The 19691-nt window shown below is 42.7% G+C and carries 22 protein-coding genes; 10 read left to right on the top strand and 12 right to left on the bottom strand.

Translation table 11 applies throughout. From position 1 onward, the window contains the following. The first annotated feature begins 72 nt into the window (after nucleotides 1-72). Entirely contained in the window at nucleotides 73-1578 is a 1506-nt protein-coding gene (locus RSX31_RS14425; RefSeq protein WP_148970752.1) for a leucyl aminopeptidase, read from the top strand. Nucleotides 1579-1863: 285 nt separating this feature from the next. Continuing rightward, nucleotides 1864-3180 (top strand): Na+/H+ antiporter family protein, encoded by a 1317-nt coding sequence (locus tag RSX31_RS14420; RefSeq protein ID WP_148995254.1) that lies wholly within the window; start codon nucleotides 1864-1866, stop codon nucleotides 3178-3180. 206 nt (nucleotides 3181-3386) lie between these two features. Here RSX31_RS14420 and RSX31_RS14415 read toward each other — a convergent pair whose 3' ends face one another. After that, on the bottom strand, nucleotides 3387-3773 hold the full coding sequence (locus RSX31_RS14415; RefSeq protein WP_148970750.1) for an LLM class oxidoreductase: 387 nt from the start codon (nucleotides 3771-3773) through the stop codon (nucleotides 3387-3389). Between the two features lie 174 nt (nucleotides 3774-3947). Here RSX31_RS14415 and RSX31_RS14410 point away from each other — a divergent pair, with 174 nt between their 5' ends. Together RSX31_RS14410 and RSX31_RS14405 are read left to right on the top strand one after the other, a co-directional pair. Further along, nucleotides 3948-4331, top strand: coding sequence for a PaaI family thioesterase (locus RSX31_RS14410; protein WP_148995253.1), 384 nt, complete (start codon nucleotides 3948-3950; stop codon nucleotides 4329-4331). An 85-nt stretch (nucleotides 4332-4416) separates the two neighbouring features. Beyond that, nucleotides 4417-4785 carry a DUF2188 domain-containing protein gene (locus RSX31_RS14405; protein ID WP_148995252.1) on the top strand — a complete coding sequence of 123 codons (369 nt, stop codon included), beginning with the start codon at nucleotides 4417-4419 and terminating at the stop codon, nucleotides 4783-4785. Nucleotides 4786-4843: 58 nt separating this feature from the next. Here RSX31_RS14405 and mnhG read toward each other — a convergent pair whose 3' ends face one another. Genes mnhG through RSX31_RS14370 form a run of 7 tightly spaced genes read right to left on the bottom strand, consistent with a single transcriptional unit; the run spans nucleotide 4844 to nucleotide 10602 of the window. Beyond that, nucleotides 4844-5206 (bottom strand): monovalent cation/H(+) antiporter subunit G, encoded by a 363-nt coding sequence (gene mnhG, locus RSX31_RS14400; RefSeq protein ID WP_148970747.1) that lies wholly within the window; start codon nucleotides 5204-5206, stop codon nucleotides 4844-4846. Continuing rightward, nucleotides 5190-5474, bottom strand: a complete 285-nt coding sequence (locus RSX31_RS14395; protein ID WP_113968950.1) for a Na(+)/H(+) antiporter subunit F1 — start codon at nucleotides 5472-5474, stop codon at nucleotides 5190-5192. Before RSX31_RS14395 ends, mnhG begins: the two co-directional genes overlap by 17 nt. Next, on the bottom strand, nucleotides 5474-5950 hold the full coding sequence (locus tag RSX31_RS14390) for a Na+/H+ antiporter subunit E (RefSeq protein WP_148970746.1): 477 nt from the start codon (nucleotides 5948-5950) through the stop codon (nucleotides 5474-5476). Before RSX31_RS14390 ends, RSX31_RS14395 begins: the two co-directional genes overlap by 1 nt. A 6-nt stretch (nucleotides 5951-5956) precedes the next feature. Then, entirely contained in the window at nucleotides 5957-7438 is a 1482-nt protein-coding gene (locus RSX31_RS14385; RefSeq protein ID WP_148970745.1) for a Na+/H+ antiporter subunit D, read from the bottom strand. Continuing rightward, nucleotides 7431-7772 (bottom strand): Na(+)/H(+) antiporter subunit C, encoded by a 342-nt coding sequence (locus tag RSX31_RS14380; protein ID WP_044338125.1) that lies wholly within the window; start codon nucleotides 7770-7772, stop codon nucleotides 7431-7433. The genes RSX31_RS14385 and RSX31_RS14380 overlap by 8 nt, the downstream gene beginning before the upstream one ends. Next, nucleotides 7772-8200: a Na(+)/H(+) antiporter subunit B gene (locus RSX31_RS14375; RefSeq protein ID WP_148970744.1), complete on the bottom strand. Its 429-nt coding sequence runs from the start codon at nucleotides 8198-8200 to the stop codon at nucleotides 7772-7774. The genes RSX31_RS14380 and RSX31_RS14375 overlap by 1 nt, the downstream gene beginning before the upstream one ends. Then, nucleotides 8197-10602: a Na+/H+ antiporter subunit A gene (locus RSX31_RS14370; protein WP_148970743.1), complete on the bottom strand. Its 2406-nt coding sequence runs from the start codon at nucleotides 10600-10602 to the stop codon at nucleotides 8197-8199. Before RSX31_RS14370 ends, RSX31_RS14375 begins: the two co-directional genes overlap by 4 nt. Before the next feature lie 304 nt (nucleotides 10603-10906). Here RSX31_RS14370 and RSX31_RS14365 point away from each other — a divergent pair, with 304 nt between their 5' ends. Further along, nucleotides 10907-11164 (top strand): hypothetical protein, encoded by a 258-nt coding sequence (locus tag RSX31_RS14365; protein ID WP_148970742.1) that lies wholly within the window; start codon nucleotides 10907-10909, stop codon nucleotides 11162-11164. A 164-nt stretch (nucleotides 11165-11328) separates the two neighbouring features. Further along, nucleotides 11329-11904, top strand: coding sequence for a DUF5366 family protein (locus tag RSX31_RS14360; RefSeq protein WP_148970741.1), 576 nt, complete (start codon nucleotides 11329-11331; stop codon nucleotides 11902-11904). Between the two features lie 34 nt (nucleotides 11905-11938). Here the strand turns inward: RSX31_RS14360 and RSX31_RS14355 are convergent, their stop codons facing one another. Both RSX31_RS14355 and RSX31_RS14350 read right to left on the bottom strand, forming a co-directional pair. Continuing rightward, a complete protein-coding gene (locus RSX31_RS14355; protein ID WP_315634992.1) occupies nucleotides 11939-13786 on the bottom strand; it encodes a transglycosylase domain-containing protein in 1848 nt (615 codons plus the stop codon). Nucleotides 13787-13802: 16 nt separating this feature from the next. Then, nucleotides 13803-15014: an MFS transporter gene (locus tag RSX31_RS14350; protein ID WP_148995527.1), complete on the bottom strand. Its 1212-nt coding sequence runs from the start codon at nucleotides 15012-15014 to the stop codon at nucleotides 13803-13805. A gap of 255 nt (nucleotides 15015-15269) precedes the next feature. Between RSX31_RS14350 and kapD the strand changes: the two genes are divergently transcribed. After that, the gene (gene kapD, locus RSX31_RS14345; RefSeq protein WP_148995250.1) at nucleotides 15270-15890 is read left to right on the top strand and encodes a 3'-5' exonuclease KapD; all 621 of its coding nucleotides are present in this window, start codon (nucleotides 15270-15272) and stop codon (nucleotides 15888-15890) included. Nucleotides 15891-15935: 45 nt separating this feature from the next. On the opposite strand, the gene RSX31_RS14340 is transcribed toward kapD, so the two are convergent. After that, nucleotides 15936-16334 (bottom strand): kinase-associated lipoprotein B, encoded by a 399-nt coding sequence (locus RSX31_RS14340; RefSeq protein WP_148995249.1) that lies wholly within the window; start codon nucleotides 16332-16334, stop codon nucleotides 15936-15938. A 95-nt stretch (nucleotides 16335-16429) separates the two neighbouring features. On the opposite strand from RSX31_RS14340, the gene RSX31_RS14335 reads away from it, so the two are divergent. From RSX31_RS14335 to RSX31_RS14325, 3 genes are all read left to right on the top strand, one after another. Beyond that, complete coding sequence (locus RSX31_RS14335; protein ID WP_315634991.1) at nucleotides 16430-17170, top strand: peptidylprolyl isomerase; 741 nt, start codon at nucleotides 16430-16432, stop codon at nucleotides 17168-17170. A gap of 215 nt (nucleotides 17171-17385) precedes the next feature. Next, nucleotides 17386-17589, top strand: a complete 204-nt coding sequence (locus tag RSX31_RS14330; RefSeq protein WP_148970735.1) for a hypothetical protein — start codon at nucleotides 17386-17388, stop codon at nucleotides 17587-17589. A 177-nt stretch (nucleotides 17590-17766) separates the two neighbouring features. Further along, nucleotides 17767-18297 carry a superoxide dismutase family protein gene (locus tag RSX31_RS14325; RefSeq protein WP_315634990.1) on the top strand — a complete coding sequence of 177 codons (531 nt, stop codon included), beginning with the start codon at nucleotides 17767-17769 and terminating at the stop codon, nucleotides 18295-18297. Nucleotides 18298-18428: 131 nt separating this feature from the next. On the opposite strand, the gene RSX31_RS14320 is transcribed toward RSX31_RS14325, so the two are convergent. Continuing rightward, nucleotides 18429-19592, bottom strand: a complete 1164-nt coding sequence (locus tag RSX31_RS14320) for a MalY/PatB family protein (protein WP_315634989.1) — start codon at nucleotides 19590-19592, stop codon at nucleotides 18429-18431. Between the last annotated feature and the right edge of the window lie 99 nt (nucleotides 19593-19691).

Below are 19691 nucleotides of genomic sequence, written 5' to 3'. Positions count from 1 at the left end.
GGATCGCGGTTTGTTAGAAAGTCGAAATAATGGGACATTTTCGCTATAATAGAGGGTGGAGGTGTCGGATAAATGAAATTTTCGATTAATCAAAATGAATTGACAGCTGCTAATCAGGAGTGCCTGGTTGTTGGGGTTCACAATCAGCCAACATTTGAAGGGAAGCTGAAAGAGCTTGACCACAAGTTCGAGGGCTATCTTACACAGCTGGTAAAAGACGGAGACATATCTTCAAAAGCAAAGAAAGTAACTAAAATACATACGTTTGGAAAACTCAAAACGAAGAGAGTATTGTTCGTCGGACTAGGGAAACAAAAAGATCTTACATTTGATACTTTAAAAGAATCGTTAGGTGTAGCATCAAAAGCTTTAAAGCAGATGAAGATATCTTCTTTTTCAGTGGCACTGGATACGTTTGTTTCTGAAGAAATGGTAGCAACAGATGCGGCTCATGCATTTATGGAAGCCTTTACGATGTCTACATATGAATTCCACGGCTATAAGAAAAAATCAAATCAACCGGAAGTACACGTAGAGTCGATTGAGTTCTTTACAAGCGCAGACTCTAAAGAAGTAGAGACCGCTTTACATATCGGATCCGCCTTTGGTAACGGAGTCAATTCAGCTCGTACGCTGGTGAACACTCCTGGTAATCTATTAACCTCTACTAAATTAGCAGAATACGCGCTTGAATTAGCTGAGCGATATAACTTTGAAGTTGAAATTTTGGATAAAGAAGAGATGGAGCATCTGGGAATGGGCGCACTGCTCGCTGTAAACCAGGGATCTGTTGAACCTCCCAAAATGATCGTTCTTAAGTACAATGGAAAAGATGAGTGGAAAGATGTCATCGGATTAGTTGGAAAAGGAATCACCTTCGATACAGGCGGTTATTCTATTAAACCTAAAGATGGAATCGTCGGAATGAAAGCAGATATGGGGGGAGCCGCTGCGGTTCTGGGTGCCATGGAAATCATCGGTGAAATCAAACCGGAACAAAACGTCGTTGCCGTCATTCCTTCAACAGACAATATGGTGAGCGGCTCCGCATTCAAGCCTGACGATGTGATTACATCAATGAGCGGTAAAACCATTGAAGTGTTAAATACAGACGCTGAGGGCCGTCTCGCACTTGCTGACGGTATGACCTATGCAAAGCATCAAGGAGCAAACTATTTAGTGGACGTTGCAACCTTAACGGGAGGAGTCATCATCGCTCTGGGTGAAGACAAAACGGGGGCCCTCACGAATAATGAAGCGTTCTTCGAACAAGTGCTGGAAGCGTCCGGGGAATCAGGCGAATACATCTGGCAGCTACCATATACGGAAAACGATAAGAAACGTGTTCGTGGAAGTGATATTGCCGACTTGAACAACTCGCCGGGACGAGCAGGTCATGCCATCATGGGTGGGGCATTTGTCGGAGAGTTCGCGGAAGGACTTCCTTGGGTACACCTTGATATCGCCGGTACGGCTACGACAAAAGGAAGCTATGAACTTGGTCCTAAAGGTGGAACGGGTGTCATGGCTAGAACCCTTGCACTATTAGTAGAGCGTTTTGTGCCATTAGAAAAATAATGTGAAGGAATGGAGAGTCTTTTTTCAGTGTTTAAGCATGATGACACTGAAAGAAGGCTCTTTTTTTGTGAGTATTCATGATCTGGGTGGATGATATTGTCCGATCCTCCGCAGAGAACCCATCCACGACTAAAAATTTTCCACTCCCCTTTTACTCTGCTAAAGTGTTGACAAACTCTCTTTATCTTGTTAAAGTTGAAATCGTGATTTTATTACTCTACCAATTTAGCGAACTAAAGCAAAACGATAAATCGTGTATGGAGAATTTTGAGGAGGAAGGTAGTTATGAACGCAGTTGTTATAGCGGTTCTGGTCATGCTCGTACTAAGTTTGGTACGAGTGAATGTCGTATTCGCTCTGATCACTGGGGCATTAGTCGGAGGATTGGCTGGTGGGCTGGGATTAAACGAGACGATATCCATATTTACTGAAGGAATCAGCGGTGGAGCAAGTATCGCCTTGAGTTATGCATTACTGGGTGGATTCGCGGTGGCGATTTCCTACACGGGAATCCCGAATCTGCTTGTAGACTGGGTACTTAAAGTAGTTGGGAAAAAAGGTGATTCTAGAAAAACAGCCCTTTCGAAAGCACTTATTGTTTTATCTATTTTAATCATGGCTTGTTTTTCACAAAATGTGATCCCGATTCACATTGCCTTTATTCCTATTTTGATTCCGCCTTTATTAAAGGTGATGACAGAGTTACGTATTGACAGACGTTTAATCGCATCCGTGATTACGTTTGGTTTAACGGCTCCGTATATTCTTTTACCAGTAGGATTCGGCTTGCAGTTCCATGAAATCATTGCTCAGAACATGGGCTCAAGCGGAATGGAAATTGCATTGGGTGATATTCCGAAAGCGATGCTAATCCCAGTAGGTGGCATGATGATCGGGTTACTTATCGCCGTATTTGTGAGCTATCGTAAACCAAGGGAATACATTGAACGAGAAGAAGTGATTGCAGAAGAAAAGGTCGTGTACAATAAAAGAGCGATGATTTTCGCTCTCGTTTCCATCGTAGTCGCTCTATATGTTCAACTTCAGCTGGAATCAATGATTTTCGGTGCATTAGCTGGTATTGCCGTTCTATACATCACAGGATCGGTTAAATGGAAAGAGGCTGACGGGTTACTGAATGATGGAATGAAAATGATGGCCTTCATAGGCTTTGTGATGATTACTGCATCAGGGTTTGCAGAAGTGGTAAAAGCAACAGGCGATGTCGAAACATTGGTTGAAGCGACTGCTGACGTAATCGGTGGAAACCAGGCATTGGCTGCTCTTATCATGTTGATCGTAGGACTTCTGGTGACGATGGGTATCGGATCTTCATTCGCTACGATTCCGATCATCGCAGCCATTTTCGTACCGCTTGCCATGGAGCTTGGATTCAGTCCCCTCGCAACGATTGCGATTGTCGGTACGGCAGGGGCACTTGGTGACGCAGGTTCCCCGGCATCGGACAGTACGCTCGGACCGACAGCCGGATTAAATGCGGATGGACAGCATAACCACATTTGGGACACGTGTGTACCAACATTCTTACACTACAATATTCCACTGATACTATTCGGCTGGATTGCAGCCATTATTCTATAGAAAGCAAGGGACATGTGCCCTTGCTTTTTTTATTTCACAGTCACTTCAGGAGGATTATTAGGTTCCGCACTATCCAACATAAGGTTATTGAGGATATCCGGGTTATTACCCTGATTATTAATAAGTAGAAATGCATAAATGAGAAGAGCAGTGCCATCACTGGACACTGCTCTTTCGTTATGGGTAAAAAGGGTGGGGCACATACACTACATCCACCGGACAATTACAATCAAATGACAGCAATCCACCTGGCCAAGCTTCTCATCGAAGACTAAACGCACACCGTCAGGATTGAATGAGACGACAGGCTGTACTTTTGTGTCGATGGTTTGAAGTAGTTTATGTACTTCAGGGAGGTTTGATTGCTGTGCAGCACTCATAAACTTCTTTGAAAAATCTTTAGAGTGGTTAATCCGTTGGAGCACCTTTTGGGCATCATCCATCAAGCTTAGCGTTTTACCTGCTGAAGACATAAACGTGTTGCTATCAACAGGAGGATAATTGCGATTATATGAAAAAACAGGCTGTGTCCTTGAATATATAGGCGGGTAGGGGCGTTGAACAGGCGGGTAAAAAGGATGGTATCGATACATAACATAACCCCTTTCTTAGGAATGCTCTAAGGAAATGTATGAAAAGGAAGGGGGAATTATTCATAACAAAGGTAGAAGGGAAGAACGGATATGCCCTTTTAGGCAAAATAAAGGATTTTCACAAGCGTTATAGAACAGATAGTAGAGAAGAAAATATTATGAGGTGATGCACACATGAATTTGGAAAATACATTAATCAGTACATTAGGAATTGAGTTTGTGGAACTTGGGAAAGGGAGAGTAATTGCGACGATGCCGGTGAATGAAAACACCAGGCAGCCATTCGGATTCCTTCATGGAGGAGCATCAGTGGCACTTGCAGAAACGGTTGCGAGTGTCGGAGCTGTGGAATTAATTGACCTGGATAAGGAGATCTGCTTCGGATTGGAGATCAATGCCAATCATATTAAAGCAAAGCGTGAAGGTCTTGTTACTGCCACAGGAACGGTGATGCACCAAGGGAGAACCACAATGGTTTGGGAGATTAAGATCACGGATGAGAACGATCAATTGATTTGTGTTTCAAGATGTACGATGGCAGTTGTGCCAAAACGCTAAGTGGAAATCTTACATATCCGAATGTTTAAAAAGTGAATGAATGGGAATTCAATAACTAACCAATTGATTAGGAGGCTTTTATTTAATGAGTTGGACAAAAAATGATTATCCCGATTCACTGAAAAACCTGCCTGCGGATGTTCGGAACAAAGCCATTGAAATTGCCAATGCTCTTCTCGATGAAGGGTATGAAGAGGGACGTGCGATTGCGATTGCAACGGACCGGGCCCATAAGTCTGAAGAAGGTAATACTTCGGGTAAAACCGAATATCATGTCAGTCCACATGACGACGGCTGGCAGTTAAAGAAAGCAGACGGACAACGTGCCATCCTGGTAGAAGAGACGAAGGATAAGCTGTTGTCCAAGGCGAAGGACTATGTGACGGATCATACCGGCACGCTTGTTGTACACAAGCAGGATGGAAGTGTTGAGAATCACTTGTATCAGCGATAGGAAAAAGGCTTGACCACCCGAGATCTCTCTCGGGTGGTCAAGCCTTTTTGTATGTTTCTTATTGACTGTTTTGACGATCGTATTCTTTTTTATCTTTCAGATCATCCTGGACACTTTTGTCCCAGAGCTTAACCCCTGAATTATAGGCAGCCCTTGAGATGAGGTGTCCGGCGACCGGTGCTGTCACAAAGATGAAGACGATTGTCAGAATCAGTCTCGAATTAAAGTGCCCATGCTCCAAATAAAAGTAAAGGAATGTTGCCAAAAGAATCGACATCACGCCGAGTGTCGCACTTTTAGATGCCGCATGATTTCTTGTATAAACATCCGGGAGTCTCAGTAACCCAAAGGCAGTGACCAGGCTGAGAAACCCTCCTACTACTAAAAAGAACCCGATGAAAAATCTAATGATCTCGCTCACGTTCGATGATCTCCCCTTTCTCTAAGAACTTTGAAAAGGCAACGGTTCCTAAGAAAGCCAGAATCCCGAGAAGGAGAATAACTTCCAAAAAGGCGTAAGTATCGAGCATCATGGATACGAGGGCGATGATGGCAATCAGGTTGATACCGATTGCATCCAGGGCTACCACCCGGTCGGGGGTGGTTGGTCCTTTCACAACCCTGTATACAAGTCCCAGCATGGATAGGGAGACGCATAGCAGTGTGATTTGAAAAATCGTGTGTAACATTAGCGACTCACCTCCATAATGGCTTTTTCAAAGGAATTTTTAATTTCATCAATGGCTTGATCCACATCAGGGATATCGATGGCGTGGACATATAGGATCTTATTATCATACGATACATCCATCACGAGTGTCCCGGGTGTTAAGGTAATGAGATTAGCTAATAAGGTAATCTCCCAATCTGTTTTTAAATCTGTCGGTAATGCGAAGATTCCCGGTTGGAAATCAAGCTTGGGTCTTAGTATCGTTTTTAAGACCGAGATGTTAGCAAGGATCAGTTCTTTTAAAAACAGGAAGAATAAATTGATCACGGCAGCCACGCGTAATAAATAAAATCGAGAGTTGAAAAATCTTCTGAATGCAAAAATCACAAGCAATCCTAGCAAATAGCCAATAATAAATGACTGAGAAGTAAAGGATACCGAAAGAAACATCCAGACAAAGGCCAGGAAAAAGTTTAATAAAATTTGAAATGCCATTCTACATTACTCCTTTAACACTGCGTCTATATAGAGATTCGGATTTACCAGTACTTCTGCTGCTTGTGAGAATAAAGGACGGACCGCCTCGGCACCAAAGCCGTAACATACGGCTAACACGACGAGTATTGCGGAAGTCATCCATAAATAACGAGCATGACCTTTTGAAACTCCGTTGTATTCTTTCGGAGTTCCCCATATACCGTTCAGGAAGATTTTGATAACAGAATACAGTACCATTAGACTCGATGCCAAAATGACACCAGCACCTAAATACGCTTCTGCAGCAAAGCTTCCTCTGAGAATTAATAGTTTCCCTATAAATCCACTCAAAGGAGGGATCCCTGCCAAGGAGAAGGCTGCCACAAGGAACGTCCAGCCGAGCCACGGGTACTCTTTAATGAGTCCGCCCATTTTCTTGAGGTTGGTTGTCCCGGTTATGGCAATCATCACTCCGACCAGGAGGAATAGAGCCGCTTTAATAATCATGTCATGAACGAGATAGTAAACCGCCCCTTCTAATGCTTCAGGGTTCATGGTTGACACCCCGAACAATATCACACCAACTGCAATGATGATGTTGTAGATGATGATCTTCTTAACATCCCAATACGCGATGGCCCCGATACAGCCAAGGATGATTGTCAGGATGGCTAACATGCTAAGGATTTCATGAGTGAACCCAGTATCATGATAGAAAAATAATGTATACGTACGTAGAATCGAATAGATCCCTACTTTAGTCAGTAAGGCTCCGAACAAAGCAAGCACCGGTGTTGGTGGTGCATAATAAGAGCCAGGCAGCCAAAAGTAAAGCGGGAAAATCGCTCCTTTTAATCCGAAGACCAGCAGGAACATGATAGCGATCGCTGTAAGGATTCCCGGTTGATTTACTTCAGCAATCTTTCTCGAAATATCTGCCATATTCAACGTACCGACTACAGAATATAAATACGCCACAGTAATGACGAATAAAGCAGAGGAAATGACATTCACGAGAATGTACTTGATCCCCTCACGCAATTGAGCCTTTGTTCCACCGAGAACTAGTAGTACATAAGAGCTCATCAGCATCACTTCGAAAAAGACGAAGAGGTTAAAGATATCCCCGGTTGTAAATGCCCCGTTCACTCCCACCAATAGGAATTGAACAACAGGGTAGTAGTAGAAACGTTCTCTGTCGGCTCCGATAGACTTAAAGGAGTAGAGTAACACAACCATTGTAATCATACTCGTCGTCGTCACCAGTAAAGCAGAGAGCATATCAGAAACGAGTGTAATCCCAAAGGGGGCCACCCAGCTTCCTAAGTTAATCGTTTGTATTCCATCATTGTAGATGGTGTTGATGAGTACAAGGGATGCTGCAATGGTAGCCAGAGTCGATAGGCTTGAAATTCCTCGTTGTACCTTCACATATTTGCTGAAAAACATCAAGATAATCGCCGTAAATAACGGGATTAGAATAGGTAGTATTAATAAGTTAGTCATTTCCTTCGTTTCCTCTCATTTGATCCATATTATCCGTTCCAAGCTCTTGATATGCACGATAAGCAAGAACAAGGAAGAAAGCTGTCACTCCAAAGCTGATAACAATCGCTGTTAAAATCAATGCTTGTGGTAACGGATCGACATAAGATTTTGCGTGTTCTCCAAGAAGAGGTGCAGCTCCTCCTTTTAGACCACTAATGGAAAGAAGTAAAAGATGTGCGCCGTGACTCAATAATGCTGTTCCAATGATGATTCGGAGCAAGCTTTTGGATAACATTAAGTAAACGGCGATCGTAATAAGAATTCCGACAACAATGGCCATTAATATTTCCATTATTCGCTCACCCCAATCGTTTGAATAATGGTCATCGTGACACCGATAACAACTAGATACACTCCCGTATCAAATAAGACGGCTGTATGCAGGGATGTCTTCCCTAACAGTGGAAGATGGAAATAATCGTACGCATGTGTCAGGAAAGGCACATCAAACAGAAGTGCCCCCGCAGAAGTTGCCACTGCCAGGAGTAAACCAATCGCAGTTATGATTTTATAATCCACCGGCAGGATATTAGCTACCGTTTTGATATCATACGCCAACAACAGTAGTACAAGTGCTGCCGAAGTCATCAAGCCTCCAATAAAGCCTCCACCCGGGGTATAGTGCCCGGCGAAGAAAAGTCTCAGAGAAAACAGGATAATGATGAATGCGACGACGTTCGTTACGGTTTGTAAGATGACGTCATTCGTTTTTGTTTTCATCCTTCTTTCCCCCTTGTCAGACGCAATTTTATCATGGAGAAAATTCCAAGTGCGGCAATCGCCAATACACAAATTTCAAACAATGTATCAAATCCACGGAAGTCAACGAGTATAACGTTTACCATATTCTTACCGCCGGCTTCTTCATATACATTCTCGATGTAATAGCTTGAAATCGAATCGAAAAGTTTTGTGCTGTATGCAGAAATCGCAAATAATGTAACGACCAGACCCACACCGATCGCAATCAATGCATTTCCAAGCTTAAACCTCATTCGTTCTTCATGCCTGCTTAATGGAGGCAGGTGATAGAAGCAGAGTAAGAATAGAGCAACAGAGACGGTCTCGATCACGAGCTGCGTCAGAGCCAAGTCTGGAGCACGGAATAATACGAAGAATAAAGAAACCGTATATCCGGCAGCTCCCAGTGAAATGATGGACGTCAATCGTGATTTGGCGAACAAGATGGTTGCAGAGCTAATAACAAGGAGAAGCGCTATGGCCACCTCATAGATCCCGATTGGAGCCAAATCATCCGTATTGATCGCAAATGCTCCTTTGAACCACATGCTAAACAACAGTACGGCAATTAAGAAGGAGAAAATATATACGAGATACGTACGGATAAATCCTGTCATATAGCCTTTTGTAAAGTTGTAAGCTCCGCGTTCGGTTCCGATTAATCCACCATCATAAAATGAATTCAAGGTGAAACGTTCCGGTATCCAAGAGTATATTTTTCTCCATCTTGGAAGCAGGAGATATAACAGAATTCCAAATAGAATGACTCCAAAGGTCATAAACAGTTCAGGCGTAAAGCCATGCCAGAATGAAATATGGGTTTTGACTGCATGTCCTTCCTGAATCAGGCTCGGAGTGATGGAAGCTACTGCCGGAGCGATGATTCGTTCTGAAAGGATATTTGGGAAGAAACCAAAAATAATCACAAGTGAAGCCAGGATAATTGGAGAAATTAACATTCCAAGTGGAGCTTCATGTGGTTTCTTTTCCAGTTTCTCCGGTTGATGCTTCCCTGTAAAGGTTTTAAACACAAGAATCATGCTGTAAATAAACGTGAACACACTACCGACCCAGGCAAGGATCGGGAAAATCATGCCTACTGTATCCAGGTTGAATATATCCATTTCAAGTACCCTTACCATCCCTGTAAAGAACATTTCTTTACTAAGGAAGCCATTAAATGGAGGAAGCCCTGCCATGGAGAAGGCTCCGATGATCGCAATGGTGAAGGTGATCGGCATGAAATTCATCAACCCGCCAAGCTTACGGATATCCCTTGTGCCTGTTTCATGATCAATAATTCCGACAACCATGAACAAGCTTCCTTTGAAGGTGGCGTGATTAATCAAATGGAAAACGGCGGCAAGGGTAGCAACCATATAAATATTCTCGTCTAATTGACTGTAGTGAAGAGCAGCTGCCCCGACTCCCAATAAAGACATGATAAGACCAAGTTGACTGACGGTTGAAAATGCAAGTATTCCCTTAAGGTCTGTTTGTTTCACTGCATTAAAGGAACCCCAGAATAGTGTAAAGATACCGAATCCGCCAACAAGCCACAACCATACACTTGATTCAGCGAATACAGGACTCAAGCGGGCAACAAGATAAATACCGGCTTTAACCATTGTGGCAGAATGCAGGTACGCACTGACCGGTGTCGGTGCCTCCATGGCATCCGGTAACCAAATGTGGAACGGGAATTGAGCGGACTTCGTGAAAGCCCCCAACAGGACCAGAAGTAATGCTGGAAGGAAAAGTGCTTCTGTCATTAACTGATCGGATTGCATGACTAATTCCCTAATGCTGAAGGTCCCGCTCATAAGATAGAGAAGTAAGAATCCCCCAAGCATGCTCAGTCCACCAAAGACGGTAATGAGCATGGATTTCTGGGCTCCATATCTTGACCGCTCACGGTGATACCAGTAGCCGATCAATAAGAATGAGGAAATGGATGTGAATTCCCAGAACATATAAAGAACGATCAAGTTATCAGATAGGACAACGCCCAACATCGCTCCCATGAACATCATTAGGTATACATAAAAATTATGTAGTTGTTCTTTCTTCTTATCTAAGTAATAAATCGAATACAGGACAACTAGTGAACCGATCCCTGTGATGAGCAGGGCGAACAGCAATCCGAGTCCGTCAACGTAGGCAATGAAGTTGATACCGAAGGACGGCATCCACTCCAAGGTTTCCTTGACGGTATCTCCATTCTTAGTGATGGAGATGAATTGGAAAAAATAAGTAAACAAAGCGACTGGTAGCAGTAATACGAACCAACCAGTATGTACATTCCGAAATGCCTTATAAAGAAATGGAATGAGTATGGCAAATAAAAAAGGCGATACAATAGCCCAATGTAACAAAGTCATATAAAACCCCCCTCATGTAAAATTCATTTATTCTAAAGCATGGTCTAATGTCTTTTCTGTTTTTAAGCATGCATCTTCTTTCAAAAACCTCGACCGAAGCTGAACCTCAAAGAGCATTATAACGTAAAAAATAGATGCTTGCATTACTCAGGATTCCATTCGTATCAGATTGTTCATGAAGTATTAAATATGTAGATAGACGGAAAATACCATCGGAATTTTCTTGGTTTTTTTCGGGCAATTGAACCGATTACAGAATAGTTTCGGTCAAATTGGAGAATCCTATCCATAAGGTGGTGAAGTTATGAAAAAGAAAACTGTAGCGGTTACGACCATATTCTTTACTTTTTTTGGCTTTGCGTGGTTAATTGAATCACAAGATCGGTTTAATAGAGGCATGATTGAAATGGAAGACCCGACCAGTATGAACATAAGACCGGTTCAATATGGTGAAACGGAAGAAGTGGAAGAAGAAATGACGAATGACCCCATTCGGCAAAGACAACCATTTGGATCCAGAGAATATATCCGTGTCGTGCCACATTCCAATCCTCAGCAATAAATGACTGTCCTTTCTGCAATCATCGAAGGGCGGTCTTTTTGTGCTTTCCCTGAAATAAGTGATAGGCATATAGTCACTGTTCCTTCTGTTTCTATACCCTTTTCAAGATACTCATAAACGATTATGATGAGAGTGGTCAAAGAATCGTTATGGGAGAGTTATTAGTGAAAAATACATATTTAACAAGCTACTTGCCCCTTTTCTCTATATTATTATTTAGCCTTACATTTTCCGTTTATGGCGTGGAGGTTTTCGTAGACATCTTTAAGAAGATTGGTGTCTATCCAGGAATGAGGGAATTTTTATCGGATATGCAATTGAAGCTCGCGATATTGATACTATTAATGGTTGCTTTTTTTATGGTCTTTGCTGCCTTGAAGCTGATAGCGGAGACGATCAATGGTATTTCGATGCTGTTTTTCTCCATGGATTCAGATGGGGAATTGTATAACCGTGTTCGAACAGGATCGATGATATATTTTATCGGTGGCCTGGTGTCTGTTCTGAGTCTGAAATCCTTCCTGGGATTGTTGATTATCTTTGTGTTGAGCTCGGTCGTGTATTTTATTTATTTTGTTTATAAAATAAGTCCATCCCTCTCGAAAATGGGGATCTTCGGTGTCGTTGGTTTACAGGTGTTTTCATGGTCATCCTTATTTTTAACGATATTCTTTGTATGTTTGAAATTATACAATGGTGTGATGGCGAGTTTGCCGGTTATGTCGAAAGTGAAGTTATAGACAAAGAGTCTGCAGCCGTGCTGCAGACTCTTTGTCATTCCATGATTTGCTTCCAAATCTTATGACTTGGACGCTGTTGTTCAATATGACTCATATTACGGGGAATGTCATGCCCCACCCATACACCGGTAGTGAATGTATCTGTTATTCCCATGACCCAATAGTCATGATAGTTATTGGTGGTTCCTGTCTTAATCCCGACATAGGGCTTTGATACGTAAGCGGCTCTCCCGGTTCCGGAAGTAGCGGCTTCGCCCAGCATCTTTCTCATTTTAGAGGTTGTATCTGCGGACCAGACCGTTTTCGGCTCGTTTTTCCATTGATAAAGGATGTTTCCTTTATTGTCCTTCACATGAATGATCGCATGACTTTCCTGGTACTTCCCATCAATAAAGGACGTATAAGCATCCGTCATTTCAAGGGGGCTCATCCCATAAGTGAATCCCCCTACGGATGCTGCATAGGTTTGATCCTCGCTTAACACCTTCTCAAATGAAAAAGGGGATAAGGATTTGAATGCTTCTTCTATGCCTGTTTTTTCCATCAAACGCAATGAAGCGGCGTTATACGATTGTGCTAACGATTGTTTTATCGTAACGGTTCCGGGCTGGGCTCCTCCATAGTTTATCGGACAATAGTCACCTATACAGTACCGGTTCGCATTTATTTTTTCAGTGATGGAAGCCCGGTAGCTCTCGATATAAGGACCATAAACGAGAAGTGGTTTAATCACTGATCCAGGCTGCCTGAAAGCTTGAAATGCGTGATGAAAGTTATATTTCTGGTAGTTCCTGCCCCCGGTCAAAGCCGCGATGGTCCTTGTCTTGTTATCGATGGTGACAGTGGCCCCTTGTAACTCTTTCTGAAGCTGTCCATTTAAAGCGTTCACACTTTTTTGCTGCAGCTCAGGGTTCAGTCCGGTTTGAATTTGAACTCCTGAGGATATCACTTCTTGGAAACGTTCATCGAGCTTCTGTGCAACTTTCTCCTTTTCCTTTGGAGAGGAGGCATTTGCCAGTTCCGCTTTGTAGCCCTCGTGAATCGAAATCAGTTCTTTTAATTCACTTTCCACATAGAAAGCATAATCAGGATATAAATCGATTTTTTTACGTACATTTAAGCTAATCGGTACTTTTTTCATTTTTTCCGCTTCTTCTTTGGATAGCTTACCCGTACTGACGAGAATATCCAGAAGACGTTCCTGACGAACTTTCGTTTGATCGAAATGATCGATAGGATCATATTTTCCCGGGTTATTGGGAATCGATGCAATGAACGCCATCTCTGCCTGATTGAGTTCCGGTACACTCTTCTGGAAGTAATACTGTGACGCAGTTTCAATCCCGTAAACGCCATTACTGAAGTAAATGACATTCAGGTAAAGTTCTAATATTTCATCTTTTGATAACGATTTTTCAATTTCATGGGCGTAAAATAACTCGGTCAATTTACGATTGTACGTTTTTTCCTGCCCCAGATACAGGTTTCTTGCAAGTTGCTGCGTAATCGTGCTCCCACCCTGTTGGATGTGGGTGAACACCAGGTTTTTCACGACAGCCCGGAGAATCGCTCCTGCATCGAATCCGACATGTTCATAAAAATGCTGATCCTCTGAAGCGACAAGAATATCCTTCATGAAAGGGGGGATCTGCTCATCAGGAATATATATTCGGAACGGGCGGTTCACTTCCGAAAATACCTTCCCGTTCTGATCAAGCAGTAAACTGGTACGATTTAGATGTAAGTTATCGGTCCTTACCGAGTGTTCTAATTCATCTTGAAAGCTTTGTACTTTGTTCCATTCATCCGTCGTAAAAAATAATGTGGTAAAAAAGATGAACATAACACTAATTACCGTTAGATAACCTGCGAAAATTCTCATTTCTCACTCTACTTTTCTAGTAATCTTTCACATGGCTGGTTGTTTCAGAATGACGCATACTCCACCATAATAATCCAAAAGCGCATAAGAATAAAGCACCTGTTACATAAAAAACGGAAGAAATACCAATATATCCTGACACGACCCCGCCAAAAGCAGGTCCGACCACGTTTCCGAGAAAACGAAAGCTCTGATTATACCCGAGTACTTCCCCTTGCATACTGATGGGGGCTTCCTGACGGATATAAGCGGTCACACATGGTATCATCCCGCCGATCGCGATGCCGAACAAGAAACGGAACAGGACAAGCTGCCACAGTTCTACAGCCAGTGCTTGGGGTACGATGAAAATGGAGGCTAGGACAAGGAGGATCGATAACACCTTTTCATAACCAATATCATCACCAAGCTGCCCCCATCGCCGTGTCGCAAGTAAATTACCAAACCCGGTTGCAGAGAAAGCAATTCCTGCCAGAAATGCCAGATTTGTAGAAGAGGTAAGTTCATCTACATAGAGGGCGAGAAGAGGCTGGATGCTAAAGTTTGCTACCTGGATAAGGAATGACAATAAGAGAACCGTCACTAATAATCTGTGACTGAAAATATGCTGAAGCACTTCAATACTTGAATACTTGTTTCGCTGGTTCCGTTGCTCTTTGCTCCTTTGCTCGTCAATGCCAAGTAAAACAACGGTTGCTGCAATGGCAATGGAGATGGAGGTGAAAATGAATGTGTAGGAAAAGCCTACATTATCAGCGAGTAACCCACCGATGACTGGACCGAATAGTCCTCCTGAAACAGTTCCCATTTGCAGGGTGCCAAGCGTACGTCCTGCTTCTTCCTTCGGAGTCTGAGCCGAAATAAGGGCCATTGAAGTGGGAATGAAACCTGTCACCGCACCCATGATCATACGAAGGACGAAAAGCCCCCAAACGGAATCCATGAAGCCCATCAGAAAAATCGATGTGGCAATTCCATACCCTGTAATAAGAAGGATCGGTTTATAGCCGAAGCGGTCTCCGATTCGTCCCCATAAAGGAGAAATAAAGAAAGCTGTTAAGAATGTAACCCCGAACACAAATCCTGACCAGCGTTGAACGTATTCATGACTGTACGTACCAAAGGTTTCAATATAAAGAGACAAAAACGGCAAAACCATCGTCGCACTTGCCGCAACCAGAAAATTGGCCATAAGCATAATCGTCAAATTCTTTTTTTTGATTGAAATGGTTAACACCTTCTGTATAGATTTTATTTCGTATACCTAAATATTCATTTTATTAAAGATTGAGGCTCCAGTCTACCGAACAACATTTATTCACGGGGAAAACCGGGAAATAGTCATAATTTATAGGTTCATCATGATATAATGTAAGAATAAGAAGTGTGGAAAATTGGAGTGAGTACCGATTTTATTTTTATGATGAATTCTTTTTATTATAGATAAATTGGGGTCTTATCTAGATTTTGAGGAGGGAGTATAGTGGCGAAACCGGAACAGCTTGTGTTTATAGATTTTGAGTTTTCTATGCCGGAACGACATAGAGTCCCCAAAGGTTTTTTTCCTGAGATTATTGAAGCTGGGGTTGTGGTGGTTGCGAAAGGGAAAGTGTCCGATTCGTTTTCATCTTATGTGAAACCGACTGCGTTTCCCAAACTGACCAACCGCTGTAAACGGTTCTTATCGATTAACCAGCAGGAAGTCGATTCGGGAATCTCATTTCAATGTTTGATTGACTATTTTTCCGGGTTGAATGCAAGAGGGATCGACAAAGTAGTGACGTGGGGAAACATGGATATGAAGGTACTGCGTGATAACTGTACACAGTCCGGCATTCCATTTCCTTTCCAAGCTCAATTCGTCGACTTATCCATGGAATATAAACGATTCTTTGGTGATCAAAACCAAACCGGACTATGGAAAGCAGTCCAGGAATACGGGAGGGAAGGAGTCGGAAAGCATCATAAAGCCTTAGATGATGCCCTCACCACCCACCATATCTACAACCTGGTCGAAAAAGACAAAAAATACCTCGATAAAGCGGAACCAACCACCATCGGGGAAAGAATAGACCTGTCCAAATTTTACAACCAGCTTGCATAACGAGATGAGGGACGGACCTTCCTGAGGTCCGTCCCTCATCTATGTTTAAAATGTCAGGCTATACATCAATTCGTATTCCCTTTGAATCGACCCGAGTGTTTCCAGGCTCTTCTTGGCGTGGGGGGTTGGGTCTTCTGCCAGCTCTTTCTTCAGTGTAAGGTATGCAGAGACCAATGATTCATTATAATCTGGAATGTTCCCATCAAACGGCTTCACCATCTTCTCGGGCATATTCGCCTGCTCGCGGTGTGCAAGGGCTTTTCGTTCGTGAAAAATTGGAACGTCCACTTCCTGGGGATTGTGTAGATCGCCTTGCCGTGGATGCTTCAAGACGGAGAGAATCTTCACCACATAGGCTCCTGGCCGTTCTCCGGTTACTTCCCCGATATACTTGCCCGTTTTATAAAAAGCTGTGACATAATCACCAATTTGTATGTTTTTCATAAAAAAACCTCCTCTAATACTTCAATCTTTATTATAATGAAAGCGGAATGAATGTTGAAAGAACTACTATAAAGGTAACATGTGGAGGTACATATATGAAGCATCTGATGATCGTGATCCTGTGTTTATTAGGTTTAGTACTTGCCTCTTGTGGACAAACAGAGAAGGAAGATTCCGCTAAAGAAGAAACACAACAAACAGAAGCAAACAAGAATACGGCAGAAGATTCCAAAGGAGATGACACAATGACATACCCTCAGCTTACAACAGAAGTTGCTGAAAACGAAAAATTGGTAGAAATGAAAACCTCGATGGGAACGATTAAGATCAAGCTTTTCCCTGAACAGGCACCTAAAACCGTCGAGAACTTCATCACTCATAGTGAGAACGGTTATTATGACGGACTTAAATTCCACAGAGTGATCAAAGACTTCATGGTCCAGGGGGGAGACCCGAATGGAAACGGAACGGGTGGGGAAAGTATTTATGGTGAATCCTTTGAAGATGAATTTTCACCTGAATTATTCAATCTTCGTGGTGCCCTTTCCATGGCCAATGCCGGACCGGATTCAAATGGAAGTCAATTCTTCATCGTGCAGAAGGATGACATCGACTCACAGTTTGAAGAGCAAATGAAATCAGCTGGTTTCCCGGCAGAAATCATCGAAGCTTATATGGAGAATGGTGGAACTCCTTGGCTTGACCAAAAACATACGGTCTTTGGACAAGTGGTTGAAGGAATGGACATCGTCGATGAAATGGCCAATGTAGAAGTTGGTGAGAACGATCTTCCAAAAGAAGATATCGTGATTGAAAATATTAAGGTTGTAAAATAGTAGTGAGAGAGCTTTGAACCCTATTGAGGGTTTAGGGCTCTTTTTTTTTTGGGTGGAGGCTCTACTAGGGTAATCTGATATTTCCTCGGAAATTGTCGAGGCTTGTTTCAGGGCCTGTTCATTAAATCGTTAAAAACGTAGCGATTTCAAGTTGGTTTGTTCTTTACGGTGTTGGTATAATAGACGAAGAGTTTGTTTTTTGAAAGGAGCTTACGATGCTTTCTTATTATGTATTAAACTTATTTCTATATTTTCCTGAAGATAAGTCGGAATATATCCCTGCAAGCATTACGATGGCCATCTTCTTAATAGCTGCCTTATTGACGTTCCGTTTAATTATAAAGGTTTCAAAACGTGAAGAATTGAAAACGAAGAAGATGGAAGAGGAAGCCGGTAAGCATAACAGGGAATCAGAATAAAAAGAGTGGAACACGCTTAAATGTATAGGCGTGTTTTTTTGTTGTATTGATTCAACACTACTTTCATCTATTACCGCCTCTGGCCCATTAGCTTCTTTTCCGGTGAAAAAGAGGAATACTTTTTCCCTCAAACGTCAACAATGGTGGAAGAGTATGCAGATTTGGAGGAAGTGCAAAATGAAAAAATCATCACTATTATATATGATCATGATAAGTGTACTACTTGGGGCATGTGCCATCGAAAACCCTAAAAAGGTAGAAGTGGAATTAAAAAATGAGAACGGGGATTCGCTTGGAAAAGCGACCCTGCAAGAGAAGTCGGATGGAGTGGAAGTCGGATTGGACCTTGAAGGTTTGCCCCCCGGTGAACATGGGATTCACATCCACGAAAAAGGTGTATGTGAGCGACCGGATTTTGTATCTGCTGGGAATCACTTCAATCCTGATGATAAAAAACATGGACTTCTGCATCCTGAGGGGTCACATGGAGGAGATCTTCCTAACATCATTGTCGAGGAAGATGGCACAGCAAAAGTCAAACTTATGGCAGGTGGTGTCACCTTGACGAAAGGGAAGACGTCCCTTTTCACCAAAGATGGGACTTCTTTGATCATCGATGAAAGCAAAGACGATGGGATGACCCAGCCTTCAGGCGATTCCGGTAAACGTATTGCCTGCGGGGAAATTGTGAGTGATAAGAAGAAGTAGAACAAGGCGTGGGTTTTGCAACAAAGTTTGTACCTGGTACAAATGACTTGAAATGTACCAGGTACAAAAAGTTGAAAATATAATTGAAAAGTTGAAAATAAAAGTGCAGAAGTTGAAAATAAACCCCTCGGTTAGCCCAAAGCTTTTCGCAACCTCTCCAACCCATCCATCAACGTTCCTCTTGGACAGGCAATATTCATTCGAACAAAGCCTTCCCCACCAGGTCCGTATTTTGTTCCTGGTTCCAATGCGAGTTTTCCTTTGTCCAATAAACGCTCCTTCAGCTCTTCATCAGAGAGTTCCATCTTTGTACAATCTATCCAGAGCAAATAAGTTCCTTCAGGGTCCACCAATTGGAGATGGGGCAGGTGATCTCCAATGAATTCCTTCGTGACTCTCACGTTTTCCTGCAGGTACACCAGTATTTCTTCCAGCCATGCCCCGCCAAAGCGATAGGCTGTTTCCATTCCGACAATCCCAAACGTATTGAGAGTGAAGAAGCCCTGTTTTTTATGAATGGCGGCGATTTTTTCCCGGAGATCCGGATTGGGAGCGATCATGGCTGAAGCCTGTAATCCTGCAAGGTTGAATGTTTTGCTTGGTGCGATGCACGTGATCGTGATATCTCTGAACGAGTCATGAAGAGAAGCCAGTGGAATATGGGTATGAGTTTCATAGACCAGATCTGAATGAATTTCATCCGACACGATCATGACATTGTACTGATGGCATAATTGAGCAATTTTCATTAGCTCTTCTTTCTTCCATACCCGACCGCTCGGATTGTGTGGATTACATAATAAAAAGAGCTTCACACCCTTTTTTAAAGCTTCTTCAAACGCATCAAAGTCGATAGAATATCTTCCGTCAACATAATCCAGTTGAGCATTTACAATTTCCCGGTCATTGTCCTCCACCAGGCTGAAAAAGGGTGTATAGACAGGGGATTGTACGAGCACTTTATCTCCCGGAACAGTAAGTGCCTGAATAATCGTGGAAATCGCCGGTACGACTCCAGGACTGTATTGGATCCACGTCTTTTCAATGTCCCAGCTGTGACGTTTTTTGACCCATTCCTTAATGCTTGCTGCCGTTTCATCTCCAACAAAGGTGTAACCAAAGATCCCGTGTTTCAGCCGATCCTGCAGGGCATCCAACACATCTTGTGGTGGCAGGAAATCCATATCAGCCACCCACATGGGCAGAACATCTTCACTCCCAAACACTGTCTTCGTCAGGTCCCATTTTACGGAGGAAGACCCTTTTCGGTTGATGATTTCCTCGAATTTACTCACGAATTTGTCCCCTTTCTGAATATGTAATGATTAATATAATCATATGATGGAATCGAAAAAGATGAAAATGATTTGTTTATCGGATCGTGTTCGATTTAA

Origin of the sequence: Rossellomorea yichunensis (assembly GCF_032337515.1) — a bacterium.
Lineage (GTDB): Bacteria > Bacillota > Bacilli > Bacillales > Bacillaceae_B > Rossellomorea > Rossellomorea yichunensis.
This window is presented reverse-complemented; position numbering and strand designations above follow the sequence as displayed.

Excerpts from the sequence above, each read along its gene's own strand:
- RSX31_RS14425 (WP_148970752.1), top strand. The coding sequence starts at position 73 with ATGAAATTTTCGATTAATCAAAATGAATTGACAGCTGCTAATCAGGAG.
- RSX31_RS14420 (WP_148995254.1), top strand. The coding sequence starts at position 1,864 with ATGAACGCAGTTGTTATAGCGGTTCTGGTCATGCTCGTACTAAGTTTG.
- RSX31_RS14415 (WP_148970750.1), bottom strand. The coding sequence starts at position 3,773 with ATGTATCGATACCATCCTTTTTACCCGCCTGTTCAACGCCCCTACCCG.
- RSX31_RS14410 (WP_148995253.1), top strand. The coding sequence starts at position 3,948 with ATGAATTTGGAAAATACATTAATCAGTACATTAGGAATTGAGTTTGTG.
- RSX31_RS14405 (WP_148995252.1), top strand. The coding sequence starts at position 4,417 with ATGAGTTGGACAAAAAATGATTATCCCGATTCACTGAAAAACCTGCCT.
- RSX31_RS14395 (WP_113968950.1), bottom strand. The coding sequence starts at position 5,474 with ATGTTACACACGATTTTTCAAATCACACTGCTATGCGTCTCCCTATCC.
- RSX31_RS14390 (WP_148970746.1), bottom strand. The coding sequence starts at position 5,950 with ATGGCATTTCAAATTTTATTAAACTTTTTCCTGGCCTTTGTCTGGATG.
- RSX31_RS14385 (WP_148970745.1), bottom strand. The coding sequence starts at position 7,438 with ATGACTAACTTATTAATACTACCTATTCTAATCCCGTTATTTACGGCG.
- RSX31_RS14380 (WP_044338125.1), bottom strand. The coding sequence starts at position 7,772 with ATGGAAATATTAATGGCCATTGTTGTCGGAATTCTTATTACGATCGCC.
- RSX31_RS14375 (WP_148970744.1), bottom strand. The coding sequence starts at position 8,200 with ATGAAAACAAAAACGAATGACGTCATCTTACAAACCGTAACGAACGTC.
- RSX31_RS14370 (WP_148970743.1), bottom strand. The coding sequence starts at position 10,602 with ATGACTTTGTTACATTGGGCTATTGTATCGCCTTTTTTATTTGCCATA.
- RSX31_RS14365 (WP_148970742.1), top strand. The coding sequence starts at position 10,907 with ATGAAAAAGAAAACTGTAGCGGTTACGACCATATTCTTTACTTTTTTT.
- RSX31_RS14355 (WP_315634992.1), bottom strand. The coding sequence starts at position 13,786 with ATGAGAATTTTCGCAGGTTATCTAACGGTAATTAGTGTTATGTTCATC.
- RSX31_RS14340 (WP_148995249.1), bottom strand. The coding sequence starts at position 16,334 with ATGAAAAACATACAAATTGGTGATTATGTCACAGCTTTTTATAAAACG.
- RSX31_RS14335 (WP_315634991.1), top strand. The coding sequence starts at position 16,430 with ATGAAGCATCTGATGATCGTGATCCTGTGTTTATTAGGTTTAGTACTT.
- RSX31_RS14330 (WP_148970735.1), top strand. The coding sequence starts at position 17,386 with ATGCTTTCTTATTATGTATTAAACTTATTTCTATATTTTCCTGAAGAT.
- RSX31_RS14325 (WP_315634990.1), top strand. The coding sequence starts at position 17,767 with ATGAAAAAATCATCACTATTATATATGATCATGATAAGTGTACTACTT.